At 61.7% G+C, this 15166-nt stretch carries 11 protein-coding genes; 2 read left to right on the forward strand and 9 right to left on the reverse strand.

Annotation, left to right across the window (positions count from 1 at the left end; translation table 11 throughout):
• From DXC90_RS03190 to DXC90_RS03210, 5 genes are all read right to left on the reverse strand, one after another.
• Positions 1–4957: Spy0128 family protein (locus tag DXC90_RS03190; protein ID WP_147326600.1), on the reverse strand; the 4957-nt coding region annotated here is incomplete at its 3' end.
• Positions 4958–5332: 375 nt separating this feature from the next.
• The gene (locus DXC90_RS03195) at positions 5333–6535 is read right to left on the reverse strand and encodes a DUF362 domain-containing protein (protein ID WP_117734743.1); all 1203 of its coding nucleotides are present in this window, start codon (positions 6533–6535) and stop codon (positions 5333–5335) included.
• 270 nt (positions 6536–6805) lie between these two features.
• The gene (locus DXC90_RS03200) at positions 6806–8011 is read right to left on the reverse strand and encodes an ABC transporter permease (protein ID WP_117734744.1); all 1206 of its coding nucleotides are present in this window, start codon (positions 8009–8011) and stop codon (positions 6806–6808) included.
• Positions 7998–9185 carry an ABC transporter permease gene (locus DXC90_RS03205; RefSeq protein ID WP_117734745.1) on the reverse strand — a complete coding sequence of 396 codons (1188 nt, stop codon included), beginning with the start codon at positions 9183–9185 and terminating at the stop codon, positions 7998–8000. Before DXC90_RS03205 ends, DXC90_RS03200 begins: the two co-directional genes overlap by 14 nt.
• Before the next feature lie 9 nt (positions 9186–9194).
• Positions 9195–10133: an ABC transporter ATP-binding protein gene (locus tag DXC90_RS03210; RefSeq protein WP_117734746.1), complete on the reverse strand. Its 939-nt coding sequence runs from the start codon at positions 10131–10133 to the stop codon at positions 9195–9197.
• A gap of 211 nt (positions 10134–10344) precedes the next feature.
• Between DXC90_RS03210 and DXC90_RS03215 the strand changes: the two genes are divergently transcribed.
• Entirely contained in the window at positions 10345–11490 is a 1146-nt protein-coding gene (locus tag DXC90_RS03215) for a sensor histidine kinase (protein WP_158550211.1), read from the forward strand.
• Positions 11487–12116, forward strand: coding sequence for a response regulator transcription factor (locus DXC90_RS03220; protein ID WP_117734748.1), 630 nt, complete (start codon positions 11487–11489; stop codon positions 12114–12116). Before DXC90_RS03215 ends, DXC90_RS03220 begins: the two co-directional genes overlap by 4 nt.
• A gap of 311 nt (positions 12117–12427) precedes the next feature.
• Here the strand turns inward: DXC90_RS03220 and DXC90_RS03225 are convergent, their stop codons facing one another.
• The 4 genes from DXC90_RS03225 to DXC90_RS03245 are packed head-to-tail and all read right to left on the reverse strand — an operon-like array spanning position 12428 to position 15165.
• On the reverse strand, positions 12428–12769 hold the full coding sequence (locus tag DXC90_RS03225) for a 4Fe-4S dicluster domain-containing protein (RefSeq protein ID WP_117734749.1): 342 nt from the start codon (positions 12767–12769) through the stop codon (positions 12428–12430).
• 7 nt (positions 12770–12776) lie between these two features.
• Complete coding sequence (locus DXC90_RS03230; protein ID WP_117734750.1) at positions 12777–13865, reverse strand: nickel-dependent hydrogenase large subunit; 1089 nt, start codon at positions 13863–13865, stop codon at positions 12777–12779.
• 5 nt (positions 13866–13870) lie between these two features.
• Positions 13871–14590 carry an NADH-quinone oxidoreductase subunit C gene (locus tag DXC90_RS09505; RefSeq protein WP_158550212.1) on the reverse strand — a complete coding sequence of 240 codons (720 nt, stop codon included), beginning with the start codon at positions 14588–14590 and terminating at the stop codon, positions 13871–13873.
• A complete protein-coding gene (locus DXC90_RS03245; protein WP_117734751.1) occupies positions 14590–15165 on the reverse strand; it encodes an NADH-quinone oxidoreductase subunit B family protein in 576 nt (191 codons plus the stop codon). The genes DXC90_RS09505 and DXC90_RS03245 overlap by 1 nt, the downstream gene beginning before the upstream one ends.
• Position 15166 lies beyond the last annotated feature (1 nt).

Genomic DNA, 15166 nt, shown 5'->3' on the forward strand with positions numbered 1-15166 from the left:
CCAGCCAATCACGGCCATCGAGCACCTTGTTGAAGAGCGCATCCGCAGCGGTGGGATCGGTGTCGAACGTCGCGCCGGGCGTCTTATACGTATTGGTGAACGTGAGCGGAGCCGCAGTAGGCGCGTCATTTTCATCCACTCGTACCACGGTCAGCTTGCCGTCGGCACCGGAGGTCACCTTGACCTTGACGATCCGTACGGTATCGTCATAGGCGATGCCCGGAATCTTCGCGTTATCCGTCGGGAAAACCTCGGTCACGGCAAACGTGTAGGTGCCAGCCTTATTGAAGGTGATGTTACCGAACGAAGCCTGGTGGTCGGCAGTCTTGTTGGTGATTGTCACCTTCGTTGTGTCGGGAAGCAGGACCTCGTGACCTTCAATGGCACGCTGCGTCTCGTCGTCCTTGTACGCAAGGGAGAAGGAGAACGAGTCGCCGGAAATCCAATCTCGACCGTCGATGCTCTTCTGAACGATCAGGTTCGTGGAGCCGTCGAGAGTCCCACCGCTGTCGTCTACGCGCCAGTTGGCGATGAACGTCAGCTTGCCGACCGTCCCGGCGCCGACGATCAGGCTGTTGGTCGAGGGGAAGTCACCCTGCTCGGGATTGGTTTTAGTCCCGTCACCCAACGTCCAGCCGTCAAACACGTACCACTTCTTGGTCGCCTCGTTCCACACGCGTTCGGGATTCTTCACCGAGAAGCCCTCCTCGGCCGTGTACCGGGTCGGGTTCTTGCCCGCGGCTTCATTCACCGACGTCCCCTCCGGTGCCGTGACGGCCTTGAGGGCGACGTCGGCGGCGGCAGGCGAACCATCCGCGTTGGTGTACGCAACGGTGTAGTTGATCGGCTGCACCAGGTATGTGATGACGTCCGGGACCTTATCGCCCGCAAGGGCGGACACTGACTGCGCGTTGCCGTCTTTATCGATCCACTGCAGAACGGAGGCATCGTTCACCGAGATATACTTGTTACCATCCTTATTGACCAGTGTATAGCCCATGCCGATAAGCTTTTCCACATCCGCGGGACGGGGCGTCGTCACCGTTTGATAGGGGCTTGTCGTGAACTCACGGATGACTTTGGGCGTGTCGCCTGTCTCAGTGCCGGCCTTCACGAAGCGCACTTTATGCTGGCGCACCACGATGGGATCGTAGTAGAAAATAACATTGTAAGTGCCGTCCGGCTGGTCGAGCTTGAGAACCTTGCTCGTCCCGTTGGGAACATAGCCAGTCTGACTCTTTGCGGAGAAGGCCATCGTCGAGCCCGGGTTGAACGCCTGGTCCTTTTGCTCGGACTTTTCCAACACGTAATACTTCGTACGGCCGTTAGAGGTGATGTTGCCGTTCTCGTCTACCAGAACCGTATCTTTGTCCTCATCGCCATCAAGCGGGTCCTTCGTCACGTAGTAGATCGTGTAGCTAAATGTTTCCGTGCTGTTCGCCGACCATTTCGCCGCAACATGCTTGTCCTCCGCAATGGCCTGGTCGAAGTCAAACGCCGTCTCGGGAGACGCGATGTTGCCATCTTGGTCCGCAGCGTACCAGCCTTTCAGCGTGTAACCGGCGCGGACCGGACGCGGAATGATCGCCTCGGTGGAGGTGTAGCGCCTATTGGCGGGAACGCTTTCGACAACGTCGTTGCCGCTGTTGCCGATCGTGCCACCGTTTAGATGGAACGTCACCTCGTACGAAGGCGCATCCCAAATCGCATAGAGGCGCATGTTGCTCTCGATGGCAAACGTATCGCCGGCCTGCGCCTCACTGCCGGCGTCCTCGTTCATCGTCCACCGCATGTTCACACCTGCGGGACCGAGCGCCCAGCCCTTGAACGTCCAAGGCTTGGTGCCGTTATCCGCACGGTCGGGGCACACGGCGGTCGAGCCGAGGGCGGACCCATTGGTATCCGTGAGCTCCCAGCCGTATTTTCTCGCGCCATCGACCATCGTGTCGTTCTTGTCCTGGTAATCCAGCTTGTAGCCGTACGCGTCCTTGGTCACCTGCGCGCCGTAGGGCAGCCTGACCGTGCCGAGCGTCACCTCGCTGCCCGTCGTGATGTTGCTGGAGGGCGCCATGTAGGTGATGGTGTAGCGCTCCCTGTTGTAGTAGAAGTACAGGTCGTAGGGGTCCGCCGCCGTTCCGCACGTCGTCCCGTTCCACGCACCGTCACCGTCGGCATACCGCGTGCTGTGGTCGGCATGGGTGTTCGCACGAGTCATGTGCAGGCGCGCGCTGGGGTTCTGCTTTTCGATAGAGTTCGAGGACACCGTCTCCACCCGGCGGGCGACGGCGTAGTACTTGCCGTCGTACGAGCGCACCGCGTAGTAGGCCCCGTTCGGGTCGTCGTACGTGATCTGCCCGTTGTTATAGGACACCCTCATCAGGTCGTTGAAGCCGTACCCGGCGATCGTCGGGTTGTCCGTCGGGACCAGGTACAGGAAGTCGCGCTCGTTGGTCGTATTATTGTTGTTGATGCTGACCCGCTGCATGCCCGTCACGTTTAGATCAGGCACCTCGAAGCAGTGGTTGTTGCGGTAGTGGCTGATGCTCCCGTTGAACCAGTAGGCCACCAGGTTGTGGCGCAGACCGGAGCCGGTGACTTTGCCAGACTCGTCGAACGTCACCGGATGCTTCGGGTCGGCGACGATCTCGGAGCCCATGGCCGCGTACGTTCCCATAATGGTGGGCTCGCCTTGGTTGTACTTGCCCGAGTTGAAGAAGCCACCCTCGCAGTACTTGCCATCGGTCGTCCCCCACGAGACCATCCTGGCCGTAGTGCCACGATTGCCAGGGTTGTCCAATCTGCTGACAACACTCTCGCTCGACCTGGCAACGGGCCAGACGTCGCGCAGGTCCGCGCCGTACTTGGCGCGGATGGTGATGGTCCGAGGGACGGGCATAGCCGCGTCGGCGTCCACGTCGGCGCGCATCCATCCATTGCGGTAAGTGCCGTTTCCGCCGTCATGGGGTGTGCTGTAGCCGAAGTTGAGGGTTCCGTCCGGAACCGCTGCGCCATGGCTGAAGCTGTAGCCGTTAGTGCTGGTAGCCACACAATAAGGGGAAGAATCGCCGTTAAAGCTTGCCTCACCATAATAAGTAAACTTCAACTCATAGACATTGCGCGTGAAGTAGACGTAGATTGTGGTTTTGCCATCAGAGGAAGCAGAAGTCGCATTGTAGTTGATTCCGCTCTCGTCCTCATGCACGATCTCGAAACCCGCCTGGGAGTAGAAATCGGCCACGTCGAGCTCACTCGCTTCGCCCATGGCGGTCTTGAACTCTTCGGCCACCTTAGACTGGATGCCATTGAGCAGTTCCTTATTGCCACCAGACTTCAACAACGCAGAATCGGTCTCCACGTCCATCGTAAAGCTATGGGCGTTGCTGTAGTGAGACTCGGTAGTACCCAGCTGCGGCTTATGAGTCACCGGAGCTTTTTGGTAATTAGTGTACTTCTGCGTGTAGTAGCTATCCCCACCCGCGTTGCCGCCTTCGGCAAGCGCCTGCACATCATCGGTACCGGTCAAATCCTCGGTCCAAAGAATGACGCGAACCTGGGTTGTGTCCGGAATCCACTTGGGCACCAGATGCAGTGCGAGGACGCCGCCACTCTCCTGCAGCTTGGCTTGTGCAATCGTGTCCTCATTTATGACAAGCGAAGGGTTGTTTTGATCGAGGTCGATATATTGATCATCGTTGTAACTACCATCCGCGTTGGCCGTTGCATTCTTTTCGAGATAGCGCCAACCGGCAAACGTATAGCCCGTACGTTTTGGTTCCGTAACAATTGTGAAGTCGACTTCTTTGCCTAACTCGACCTGCTGACGGGGAATATAGGTGTAGTCGGTATCGAAGATAACGCGATAGGAGCTCGCTGCTGAATAAAAGATGTCAACCGTCGTCTCGTTATTCGTGGTTTGATTCTCGATCAGCTTCTGAGCAAAGGCGTTTGGCTGAACCAGCTCGTAGGGATTACCATCAGCGCTTCCATTGTCGGTATGAGTGCGCGCGGTCGCGCGAGTCTGAGCGCCCACGCGCCCCTGCTGGGTGTCCTTGTCCAGGCAGACGTATTCCTCGGTGCCCACCTGCTTTTTGTCCTCGGGCGGAAGGACGGTGATCTCGTCGTCGCTCAGACCGCACAGCGTCCGCGGGACCCAGTGCCTCACCAGATACCAAGTTGCATTACGGCGATAGTACACCGTGATATCGAGCTCGTTTTTCCGGGCGCTTGCCAGCTGGTCTGCGGTCAGCGTCACTTCGATCTTGGGATTGACCAGAGCGTTTGCGCCATGGTTGCCCGAAGTGTCGCCGGGATGCGTGGCGTCGTCGCCGCACACCGCCTCCGCATAGTAGCCATCGGCACTGAGCCGGCGGGCGGCGTTCCATGCCTTGTTGTATTCATCGGAGTAGCGATTGCCATAGGCGGGGTTCTGCAGGTTGTGATCACTGTCGACCTTTTGCTGCTGGTAGTAGTAGACGGTCTTGTGGTCGATGTCGACGTCGAAGTCACCGCTTTCGAGGGCCTCTGCGAACTCATCCGCAGTCATGCCGTCGGTCGGCGGGTTGACCAGGTATTTGTTCAGCTCTGTGGCATCCAGCACGATGCGGAAGCCCTCGACGGTGGGCAACTTCCACGTGGCCTGATACGTGCCATCGGCCTGTTTCTCAAACTTCAACTCGACCGTTTGGGGAGCGGCGGCGTCGATGCCCGCCAATCCGCCGGTGTTGGAGTAGCGGTAGTTCAGGTTGAGCGTCACGACATCCTGAGACGCAAACGTGTAGTCGGTGTCTTCGCCCTTGAACACGGTCCCCGTCCGCGGGGCGCGCTGCGAATCGTGCAACTGTGCCACCTGCTGCATAAGGGCCGTGCCCGCACACGCACAGGTTCCAACCGTCAGGAAGACGGCGGCTATGATGGCGCACAGAGCCTTGATGGGACCTCTGCTCTTTCTAGGCCCCATTTTAGAAGGCCCCCCCCCCCTGAAATGTTCAGATTCTCGTTCGCAACCATACCTGCTTCCCCTCTACGTTTGCACACGTTCGTGCGCTGGTAACCGAATTTGTAAGAATCTATATAGCGGCAGAATGATTACATTATATAAATTCGGTTACCTTAACACTGGAAGTACGGGAAGGAGGCCCTCGTTTAATATAAAATCCGCCAAGCGGTAAACACAAAAGCATCTCGCATATGAATCAAAGATGCCGATCCGGTAGTTTTAGGCATTTCGAGCCCATGTTCCGCAGTAAAAGCTCGAAAACATACCGTGTTTCGGAAAAGGCCCGCACAACATAACCGTCATGCGGGCCTTCGCTGCTAAACGCATCCGTATTGGCTACTTGACCTCGATCAGCTCATACCGGTCGGTGCCGAGGCCGATCTTGACACCGTGCTCGATCATGGCACGCCAATTGGTGTCGGGGTGCGTCATGTTGAAGTGGTCATGCTCGCAGTGCTCGGGGATGCCGCCGGAGGCCTCGAGCTTGTCGCGCATGTCGGTGAGCTCGGTGTTGGGCATCGCCGGCATCTTGAGCGCCGCGTCGATGCAGGCCTGGTCGATGGCGACCGGGTCAAAACTCGCGAACATGCCGATATCGGGCACGATGGGCGTGTCGTTCTCGGCATGACAGTCGCAGTTGGGGCTGATGTCCATAGCCAACGAGATATGGAAGCACGGACGGTCCTGCACGATGGCCTGTGTGTACTCGGCGATCTTGTAGTTAAGCACCTCGGCAGCAGCGTTATAGTCAGCCTCGATGGCGTCCTGGTTGCAGGCGCCGATGCAGCGGCCGCAGCCTAGGCAGCGATCGTGGTCGATGCTCGCGATGGGCGTGCTCACAACCTGGCCGTTCTTGAGCGTGCGCTCACGCGTAGTGGGGAAGCTGATGGCGCCGTGGGCGCAGATGCGCTCACAGGCATGGCAGCCGATGCAATGCTCGGCATCGACGCTCGGCTTGCCCGAGGCATGCTGCTCCATCTTGCCCGCGCGGCTGCCGCCGCCCATGCCGATGTTCTTCATGCAGCCGCCAAAGCCCGCGCCCTCGTGGCCCTTGAAGTGCGTGAGGCTGATTACGATGTCGGCGTCCATGAGCGCATGGCCGATCTTTGCCTCCTGCACGTACTCGCCGTTCTTGACGGGAACGATCGTCTCGTCGGTGCCCTTGAGGCCGTCGGCGATAATCACCTGGCAGCCGGTGGCGTACGGAGTGAAGCCGTTCTGGTACGCGCAGTCGATGTGCTCGAGCGCGTTTTTGCGACTGCCCACGTAGAGCGTGTTGCAGTCGGTGAGGAAAGGCTTTCCGCCCAGCTCCTTGACCACGTCCGCGACGGCACGGGCGTAGTTGGGGCGCAAGAAGCTCAGGTTGCCCAGCTCGCCGAAGTGGATCTTGATGGCGACGAACTTGTTGTCGAAGTCGATCTGCTCGATGCCGGCGCGGCGAATCAGGCGCTTGAGCTTGTCGAGCTGACTCTCGCGGCCGTGCGTGCGCAGGTTGGTGAAGTACACCTTGGCAGGTGCAGCGGGTGCAGTTGCGGTCATAGATATATCCCCTCGGTCTATATGGCGTTACAGACATAGAGGATGGTACCCGTTATAGCGGGGTTGAAGTCAAGCGCGGCGCCTAGCCGTTGGGGACGTTCTTAAACGACTAGTCGCTGGGGGCACCCTTTCGCCACCCGGCAGTTGGGGACGCTCCTTTTCTGCCGACAGTTAGGGACAGTCCTTGCCAGCCCGGCCGGCAAGCCGGCCAATCGGCAAAGACTGTCCCCCATGGCTAGTCGTTTAAGAACGTCCCCAATGACTAGGCGGTTAGGCGCGGGATTTGTTGTGCGCGAGGGCTAGGCCTGCGGCGGCGATGGCGGCGGCAAAGAGCGCCGTGACGCCCAGGTCGCAGGCAATGTCGCCCAGCACGGCAGGCGTCAGGTCCGAGGCAAGTGCCTTGCCGATCGCGTCGTTCACCCAATACGTCGGCACAAAATGCGCCGCGGTCTGCACGGCCGAGCCCATGAGCGACAGCGGCATCCAGGCGCCGCCCAAAAACGTCATGAGCATGCCGAGTAAGTTGCCCACGCCGTTGAGCAGCTCCTCGCGCGCGCCCAAGCTCGACAGCGTAAAGCCAACGGCCAGCGGCGTGCACGCCAGGGCAAACGTTGCAGCCAGCGCTAGGCACACGCGATCCACGCCAACCTCGGCAACCGCTCCGGCAAAGCCCACGACGCCCATCATGCTCGACACAAACCAAATACAAACGGTGAGCACGGCGGCGGCCGCGAACACGGCGAGCGAACGCTGACGCTCGGAGACCGGGCCGGCATCCATGCGGCGCACGCGCTCGGGCTCGTTCATGCCCGAGAGCACCAATCCCACCGACACGATGACCGACGAGATGATCGCGTACGCGCCAAAGTTGAAGTACGACTCGAGCGTGGCGGCGGCAGTCGAGTCGACCTTGACCTGCTCGATCTGGACCTCCGCGCGCTTTGCGGCCGCGTGCTCGGCCGCCTTGGCAACGTCGCCGTTAGAAGCAGCGGGCTCAAGTGCCGCCGCAGCGCCCGCGAGCGAGATCCAGCGCGAGGCCTCGGCAGACGAAAGCGCCGCCGCCATGGTGCCGGCACCGTAGGTCACATCGAGCTTGGGCAGGGACTCCCCCACGCGGGCGGCTGCAACGAGGTCGTCCTCAAACCCCTCCGGGATAAAGAACACGCAGTCGGCGCTGCCCTTGGCGCTGTTGCTCTTGGAGAGCGCGTCCGCAAGGTCGTACGTGTCGTCGCCAACACCCGTAACCAGGTCAAAGCGCGAGCCCAAGTGCTTGGTGAGCGCGCGCGAAAGATCGCTGTCGTCGCGGTCGACCACAATCACATTGGCGTCGTAGGGCTTGTATTCGGTGAGCTGCGACGAGTTCCAGCTCACCGATGCCGCGATGAACACACCCATCAGCGATATGAACACCGTATAGATGAGCAGGTAGAACGGATGCGCGAGCGCCATGCGCAGCGCAGTCTTAAAGGTGCTCATAGCGGCTCCTTCCAAAAATCAGCGTGGCGGCGACAACAAACACCAGCGTCATGAGGACCAGCGCGCCCGCACGGATGACAAAGGGACCCAGGTCCTCAAAGAAATATAAGCGGTTGAACATGTCGCAGATGAGCTTGACGGGGTTGAGCCAGCACTCGGCCGGGCAGGCGCGGGCAACGTCGTCGGCAAGTGCCATCGCCGGCTCGCCGTAAAGCCCGGCGAACAGGGCGCACGTGGTAGCGAAACCCGTGAGGATGCCCGACTTGGATGCCTTGCCACCCTTAACGGGAAGCGTGCCCACAAAGAGTCCCAAGCCCGTGGCGGCAAGCGCGGAAGCGGCGCCGCCCACCAAACACAGTCCCTCGCGCCCGCCAAAGTCGACGCCCACGACCAGGCGCACGTAGCCGATCGCGATCGTCATCGAGGCGAAGGAGACCAGCCACGAGCCGACAAAAATGCCGGCCAGCGACGCCGTCTTGGAAAGGCCGCCCACGCAGCGGCGCGCGCCAAGGCCCGACAGATTGGGCTGCAGGTCGACGACGCTTAAGGCGGCAAACTCGGCAGACATCATCGCGACCAGGCCAAAAAGCGCGTAATAGTAGATGACTGTGCCATCGGGCGTGGTGCGTGTCAGGCTTACGCGGCGGACGCCGCCCTCGAGCGACAGGGCGCGCGCAACCGCCTCGGGGTCGGCGAGCGCCGCCGGGTTGTCCTGGGCAATCTGGGACATGAGCTCGGCATTTTGCGTATACGAGCTCGCCACCGTCTCAAGGATGCTGCGGTCGGTGAGCACCGACGAGGCGCGCGAGCTGTCATAACTCGAAAGCAGCGTGAGCTTGGGCGTGCCCGCGGCATCGACCGTGTAGATGCCCACGACCTCGCCGGACTTGAGCGCACGGTTCGCGGCGTCCACATCCTCGCACTCGCTCACATCGAGCAGCTGATCGTCGCCCTCCTTGGCAAGCGAAGTCGCCACGCCCTTAAAGGTCGAAGCGTCCCAGGCCTCGTCCGCCACGACGGCAACCGGCACCGGGTCGATTTTGCCGTCGGAGCTGAGGTTCGCAAACATAAACATGAACATCGTTGAAAGCGCAATGGGAAAGATCGCGCCCCAGACCCATGTGCTCGGCCGACGCAGCAGCGTCTTGACCGTGGTGATGATGGTGTTGAACATGGCTGCCCCCTAGTCGCGCAGCTCGCGGCCGGTGATCTCGAGGAACACGTCGTTGAGGGTCGGCGGCTCGCTCCACACGCGGCCGAGCGCCACGTCGGCGACGCGCAGCGTGTCGAGGATGTCGACCAGATTGTGCGGGCTCGCCTCGCAGGTGCAGACGAGTTCGCCGCCGGAAAGCTCAACGCTGAGCACGTGCTCGAGGGCACGCAGGCGCTCGACCGTGGCGGCCTCGACGGTGCCGACCTCGACGGTCACGCGCTCGCCCATCTGAATCATGCGCTTGAGCTCGTCGTTGGTGCCCTGCGCCAGCACGCGCCCGCCGTCCATGATCATGATGCGGCTGCAAATCTGCTCGACTTCCTCCATGTAATGGCTGGTATACACCACCGTGGCTCCCTCGTCGCGCAGACGGCAGATGCCCTGCAGGATGGCGTTGCGGCTCTGCGGATCGACCGCCACCGTGGGCTCGTCAAAAAAGATCAGCTCGGGCTTGTGCGCGATGCCGCAGGCGATGTTGAGGCGACGCGCCAGGCCGCCCGAGAGCTTGCCGGGGCGAAACTTGGTAAAGTCGCCCAAGCCGACAAAGTCGATCGCCTCGTCCACCAGCGCGCGGCGACGTTTGCGGTCGTTGACGTAGAGACTGCAGAAATAGTCGATGTTCTCACGCACCGTAAGCTCGTCAAACACCGCAACTTGCTGTGGGACCACGCCGATGCGGCGTTTGAGGTCGTAACGCGTGGGCGTCATGGGCTCGCCGAACAGCTCGATGGTGCCCTTGTCGTAAGCGAGCAGCTGCAAGATGCAGTTGATGGACGTGGTCTTGCCCGAGCCGTTGGGGCCCAGCAGGCCAAAGATCTCGCCAGGGGCAATACTCAGGTTAAAGTGGTCGAGCGCAATAAGATCGTCATAGCGCTTGACGAGGTTTTCGACGTGGACGATGTCTGTCATAAGGCGGCCCTTCTGTTGCTTGCGGCCCGGTACGATTGCATCATCGCAGGAGCGGACGGCGCGCACCAGTGAGCTTTGTCACGAGTGCGAGGGGGCGGAGGCGAAATCCCCGCTCGCGCAAGCGATCGACGCCGCTTTGCCGCGCGGGAGGAATGTCACGGTTGCCCCGGGCGGCGCCTTCCCCGTGCGCGGCATCGCGTACAATACCCGTATGAATAGGCTATTCGACAAATCGATCGTGCTGGCGTGCTGTATTGCGGCCGCTCTGGGCCTTGCTGTGGATGCCCGCTTGGTCGCGGCGTTTTGCCTTGGCGTTATAGCCACCTCGGCGTCGGAAGTCGCACGAGAAGAACACGCCCATCGCGCGAGCGAGGCCGCGAGCTACGCCTACATCATCGCTGCCGTCTTCGTGCCGCCATTTATGCCGTTCGCACCCCTTGCCTTCTATGACATCGCGCGACGCGTGCGCCGTGAACGCATCTGGCCCGCGCCGGCGATTAGCGCCGTGTTTGTCTGCGCGCTTGTCGCGGACCTTCGCGGCGGCGCGCTCACCACCCGAACGCTGCTGCTAACCGCCATCCTTTCGGTCGCTGCCACGTTGCTGTCGCTGCGCACCGCGCAGCTGGAGCGCGAACAGGAACGCATGCGTCGCACCCGCGACAAGCTGCAAGAACGCGCCCTGGCACTCGAGGCACGCAACCGCGACCTCGCCGACCGCCAGGACTACGAAGTCGAGCTCGCGACGCTCGCCGAACGCGCCCGCATCGCGCGCGAGATCCACGATAACGTGGGCCACCAGCTCACGCGCGCTTCGCTTCAAACCGAAGCTCTGCGCGTGGTCCACGCCAACGAGCCCAGCGTCGCCGCCGATTTCGCCGACGTCAAATACACCGTTGACGAGGCGCTTCAGCTCGTGCGCGCCAGCGTCCACGCGCTCAACGACAATGCGGCCAACCTCTCCGTGCAGCTCGAGCGCATCGTTGAAGGCGCACGCTCGGACAGCGGTCCGCAGATTGAGCTTGAGGTTTTGGCCGAGCATGCACCCGCCAACGTCGCCAACTGCTTTGCGGCGGTACTGCGCGAGGCGCTTTCCAACGCCATGCGCCACGCCCATGCCAAAACCATTACCGTGCGGTGCATGGAGCATCCGTCGTTTTACCAGCTCGTCGTTACCGACGATGGAACGGGCGGGGTTCGGACAGGCGCCCACAGCGCCACAGGGGGTATGGGGCTCGTCTCCATGCGCGAGCGCGTCGAGGCGCTTGGCGGAACCTTCACCGCCGGCCTGCGCGCCGGCGCCCCCGGCTGGCGCGTGTTTGCCACCATCCCCAAACAGCAAGGAGATGAGGGCCGATGAGGCTCATAGTTGTCGACGACGACCGCCTAGTGGTCGATTCGCTCAAGATTATCCTGGGCGCTCAGCCGCAGATAGAGGTGGTGGGCACCGGTGCCGACGGCGACGACGCGGTGGCGCTCTGCGCCGAGCACGCACCCGACGTCGCGCTGCTCGACATTCAAATGCCAGGGCGCGACGGCCTTTCGGCGGCGCGCGAAATCCTTGAGCACGACCCCGCGGCACGCGTGGTGTTTCTGACGACATTCTCGGATGACGAGTACATCGTGTCGGCGCTCAAGCTGGGCGCCCGCGGCTACCTGATTAAAACCGATATCGCCGCCATTCCTCCGGCGTTGGCGCAGGTCATGGACGGCAAACGCGTGCTCGAGGGCAAGGCGATCGAGGATATCGATTTTGATGGGGCGGGCATCGCGGCGGGCACGCCCCGCCGGCCCGCGGCCTTTGCCGGCCTGACCGACCGCGAGTTCGAAGTCGCAGAGCTCATCGCCCGCGGTCTCGACAACAAGGAGATTGCCGCCACGGCATACATGGGCGAAGGCACCGTGCGCAACCACATCAGCTCGATCCTTGCCAAAATGGGCCTGCGCAACCGCACGCAGATCGCCATCGCCTACCTGCGAGGGTAATTACCCAACGGCCAACCGCCCCGGCATAGCAAAATGGCTGTCACCGATTTAATGCCATTTCAAAACTATGCCGGTTTACGGGGCTAAACTCAGGACCCCCATCCATACCCGCGTTTTCTGCAAAATGACGGCTCGTCTACCTGCGGTTTCATTTTCACGAATATCGGCATGGTTGGGGACTCGTGACTCAGCCCCGTAATCCGGCATAGTTTTGTTCGCGGCGGCCCAACCGCGCGTTCAAGCGCGGGGCCGGCGGGGCATTTTTGCCCCGCCGGCCCCTATTCCAGCTCTATTCCAGCTCTATTCCGGCGCTATTCCGGCTTGGTTTCTACCGTGAGAATCTTGTCCGCCGCAACCGGAGTACGGGCGGTGTCCATAGTCAGGCAGTGCTTGGGGCAGCTCTCGATGCACTCGCCGCACACCACGCAGGCGTACGGGTCAATCGACCACGTTCCGCCTTTGCGATCGACCGCAAGCGCGCCCGCCGGGCAACGGCGCGCGCACATGCCGCAGCAAATGCACACGTCCATGTCGTTGACGATGTGCCCACGCAGGCGCTCGGGTGCCGCGAGCTTCTCCTGCGGATAGCACACCGTTACCGGCTGCTTGATCATAGAGCCCAAGGCCGTCTTGGCAAATGTCAGCAAACTCATGCCGCGCCTACCTTTCCGTGCAGCTAATGCAGGGGTCGATGGTCAGGATAATCATAGGCACGTTAGCAATGAGCACGCCCTGCAGCGCATGCGTCAGACCCGCCAGGTTTTGCGACGTCGGCGTGCGCACGCGGAAACGGTCAAGGTTCTTGGTGCCGTTGCCGCGCACATAGTAATACGCCTCGCCGCGCGGCTGCTCAATCACAACCTCGCCGAGCGCGCCGTCAGCCGGCGTGAGCTTGGTGCGCCCGCCGATACCGTCGTGCGGAATCTTGCCCACAAGCTCCTTAATGATGTCCAGGGCCTGCGTGACCTCGGCACAACGCACCTGGCAGCGGGCATAGCAGTCGCCATCGGTAGCAACGATAGGCTCAAACGCAGCCAGATCCGCATAGGCGCCGTCGCCGAACATGCGCACGTCGTAGTCCACGCCCGAAGCGCGCCCAAACGGACCGACCATCGAAAGGTCCAGCGCGTCCTTCTTGCTGATCACGCCCACGCCATGCAGGCGCTCGCCGCAGCTGTCGTCGTCCAAAAACGTATGCACCAGGGCCTCGTAGTCGGGGCGCATGGCGTCGAGCGTTTGGACAATACCCGCCAGCTCAGAATCCTCAATATCATGCTTAAGGCCGCCGACCTCGTTAATCGAAAGGATCACGCGGCCGCCGCACGTGCTCTCAAAGATCTTGAGAATCTGCTCGCGCAGGGTCCACGAACGATAGAACAGCGCCTCGAAGCCAAAGGCATCGGCGAGCAGGCCCAGCCACAGCAGGTGCGAGTGGATGCGCGAAAGCTCATGCAAAATGGTGCGGATATACTGCACGCGCCCGGGCACCTCGATATCGAGCATGCGCTCGCAGGCGCTGGCATAACCGTAGCTGTGACCCACGGCGCAAATGCCGCAGATGCGCTCGGCGATGTAGCCAAACTGGTGCATATCGCGCTTTTCGGTGAGCTTCTCAAGGCCGCGGTGCACAAAGCCAATCTGCGGAATTGCCTCGATAACGCGGTCGTCCTCGATCACCAGGTCCAGGTGAAGCGGCTCGGGCAGCACAGGGTGCTGCGGGCCAAACGGAATAACGGAGCGGTGTGCCATGGACCTTACGCCTCCTTTTTCTGCTTGTCGCGGGCGGCCTTGGCGGCAAGCGCCGCGCGGACCTTGGCCGCTTTCTCGGGATCCATGGCGGCGAGCTTTGCCTCAATCTCGGCAGCCTTGAGCGCGGCCTTGGCGGCAGCCTCATCGTGCTGAGCATCGGAGCCGGCAGCCGCAGCGGGCTGAGCGACGACAGCGCCCGCGGCACCGCCAGCGCCCGCGGCGCCCTCCCCCGCAGCAGCCGCAGCCGCGGCGGCCTTCTCGGCCGCAGCCTTGCGCGCCTTGGCCTCGGCGGCGGCACGGACCTTCATGGCCTTCTCGCGCGCGGCCTTCACCTCGGGCGTGATAACGCTCATGGGCTCGGCAGTCGAAACCTGGTAGAAAAAGCCCTTAAAGTCAATCTGCATATCGGTGATGGCAAGACCAAATAAGTCGTGCGCTTCGTTTTCAAACGGGAACACCGCCGGATAGTACGAGCTGATGGACGGAATCTCCTGGTACTGGTCGATGCCCTCGACTACCAGGTTCTCAATCGCATAGCTGCCGTCCTGCGCAATATGCTCCTGAGCAGCACGAACGTTGATAAACGTATAGACTAGGCGATACGTGCCGTCGTCGACGTTGCGCTCGGCATGCATTTGCACAAAGCGCGCGCCGACGCCCTTGAGCACCTGGACATGCGACAGGAGCTCGTCGATCCCAACGGTGGTATAGATAGCCTTTTGCATTACTCGGCCTCCTTTGCAGCGACGGGCGCGGCGGGCGTCCCAGCGGGCGTGTCGCCGGCCCCCGCAACTGCCACAAACCCGTCCTCGCCCAGCTCAACGCCACCGTCCCAGGTTGCGGCACCTCCCACGGTGAGCGGGTCGCCACCGGCACGCATCACGGCCTCCTTCTGGTCCAGAATGCCGCACGCCTCCACGATGGCATCGATCACGGTCTCGGGGCGGATGGCGCATCCGGGCGCGTACACGTCCACGGGAATCGCGCGGTCCACGCCGCCGATCACGTTATAGGCATCGCGGAATACGCCGCCCGAGCACGCGCAAATGCCGCAGGCCACCACGCACTTGGGCTCGAGCATCTGGTTGTAAATCTGGCGCACGACGGGCAGGTTCTGGGCATTGACCGACCCCGTCACCAAAAAGATGTCCGCATGCTTGGGGTTGCCGGTATTGACCACGCCAAAGCGCTCCGCATCGAACAGCGGCGTGAGCGAGGCCAACACCTCAATATCGCATCCGTTGCAGCTCGAGCCGTCGTAATGAATAACCCACGGCGAGCGCGACATTTTATGATCCATG

This window comes from Collinsella sp. TF09-1AT (assembly GCF_003436895.1).
GTDB lineage: Bacteria > Actinomycetota > Coriobacteriia > Coriobacteriales > Coriobacteriaceae > Collinsella.

Excerpts from the sequence above, each read along its gene's own strand:
- DXC90_RS03245 (WP_117734751.1), bottom strand. The coding sequence starts at position 15,165 with ATGGATCATAAAATGTCGCGCTCGCCGTGGGTTATTCATTACGACGGC.
- DXC90_RS03205 (WP_117734745.1), bottom strand. The coding sequence starts at position 9,185 with ATGTTCAACACCATCATCACCACGGTCAAGACGCTGCTGCGTCGGCCG.
- DXC90_RS03200 (WP_117734744.1), bottom strand. The coding sequence starts at position 8,011 with ATGAGCACCTTTAAGACTGCGCTGCGCATGGCGCTCGCGCATCCGTTC.
- DXC90_RS03225 (WP_117734749.1), bottom strand. The coding sequence starts at position 12,769 with ATGAGTTTGCTGACATTTGCCAAGACGGCCTTGGGCTCTATGATCAAG.
- DXC90_RS09505 (WP_158550212.1), bottom strand. The coding sequence starts at position 14,590 with ATGCAAAAGGCTATCTATACCACCGTTGGGATCGACGAGCTCCTGTCG.
- DXC90_RS03220 (WP_117734748.1), top strand. The coding sequence starts at position 11,487 with ATGAGGCTCATAGTTGTCGACGACGACCGCCTAGTGGTCGATTCGCTC.
- DXC90_RS03195 (WP_117734743.1), bottom strand. The coding sequence starts at position 6,535 with ATGACCGCAACTGCACCCGCTGCACCTGCCAAGGTGTACTTCACCAAC.
- DXC90_RS03215 (WP_158550211.1), top strand. The coding sequence starts at position 10,345 with ATGAATAGGCTATTCGACAAATCGATCGTGCTGGCGTGCTGTATTGCG.
- DXC90_RS03210 (WP_117734746.1), bottom strand. The coding sequence starts at position 10,133 with ATGACAGACATCGTCCACGTCGAAAACCTCGTCAAGCGCTATGACGAT.
- DXC90_RS03230 (WP_117734750.1), bottom strand. The coding sequence starts at position 13,865 with ATGGCACACCGCTCCGTTATTCCGTTTGGCCCGCAGCACCCTGTGCTG.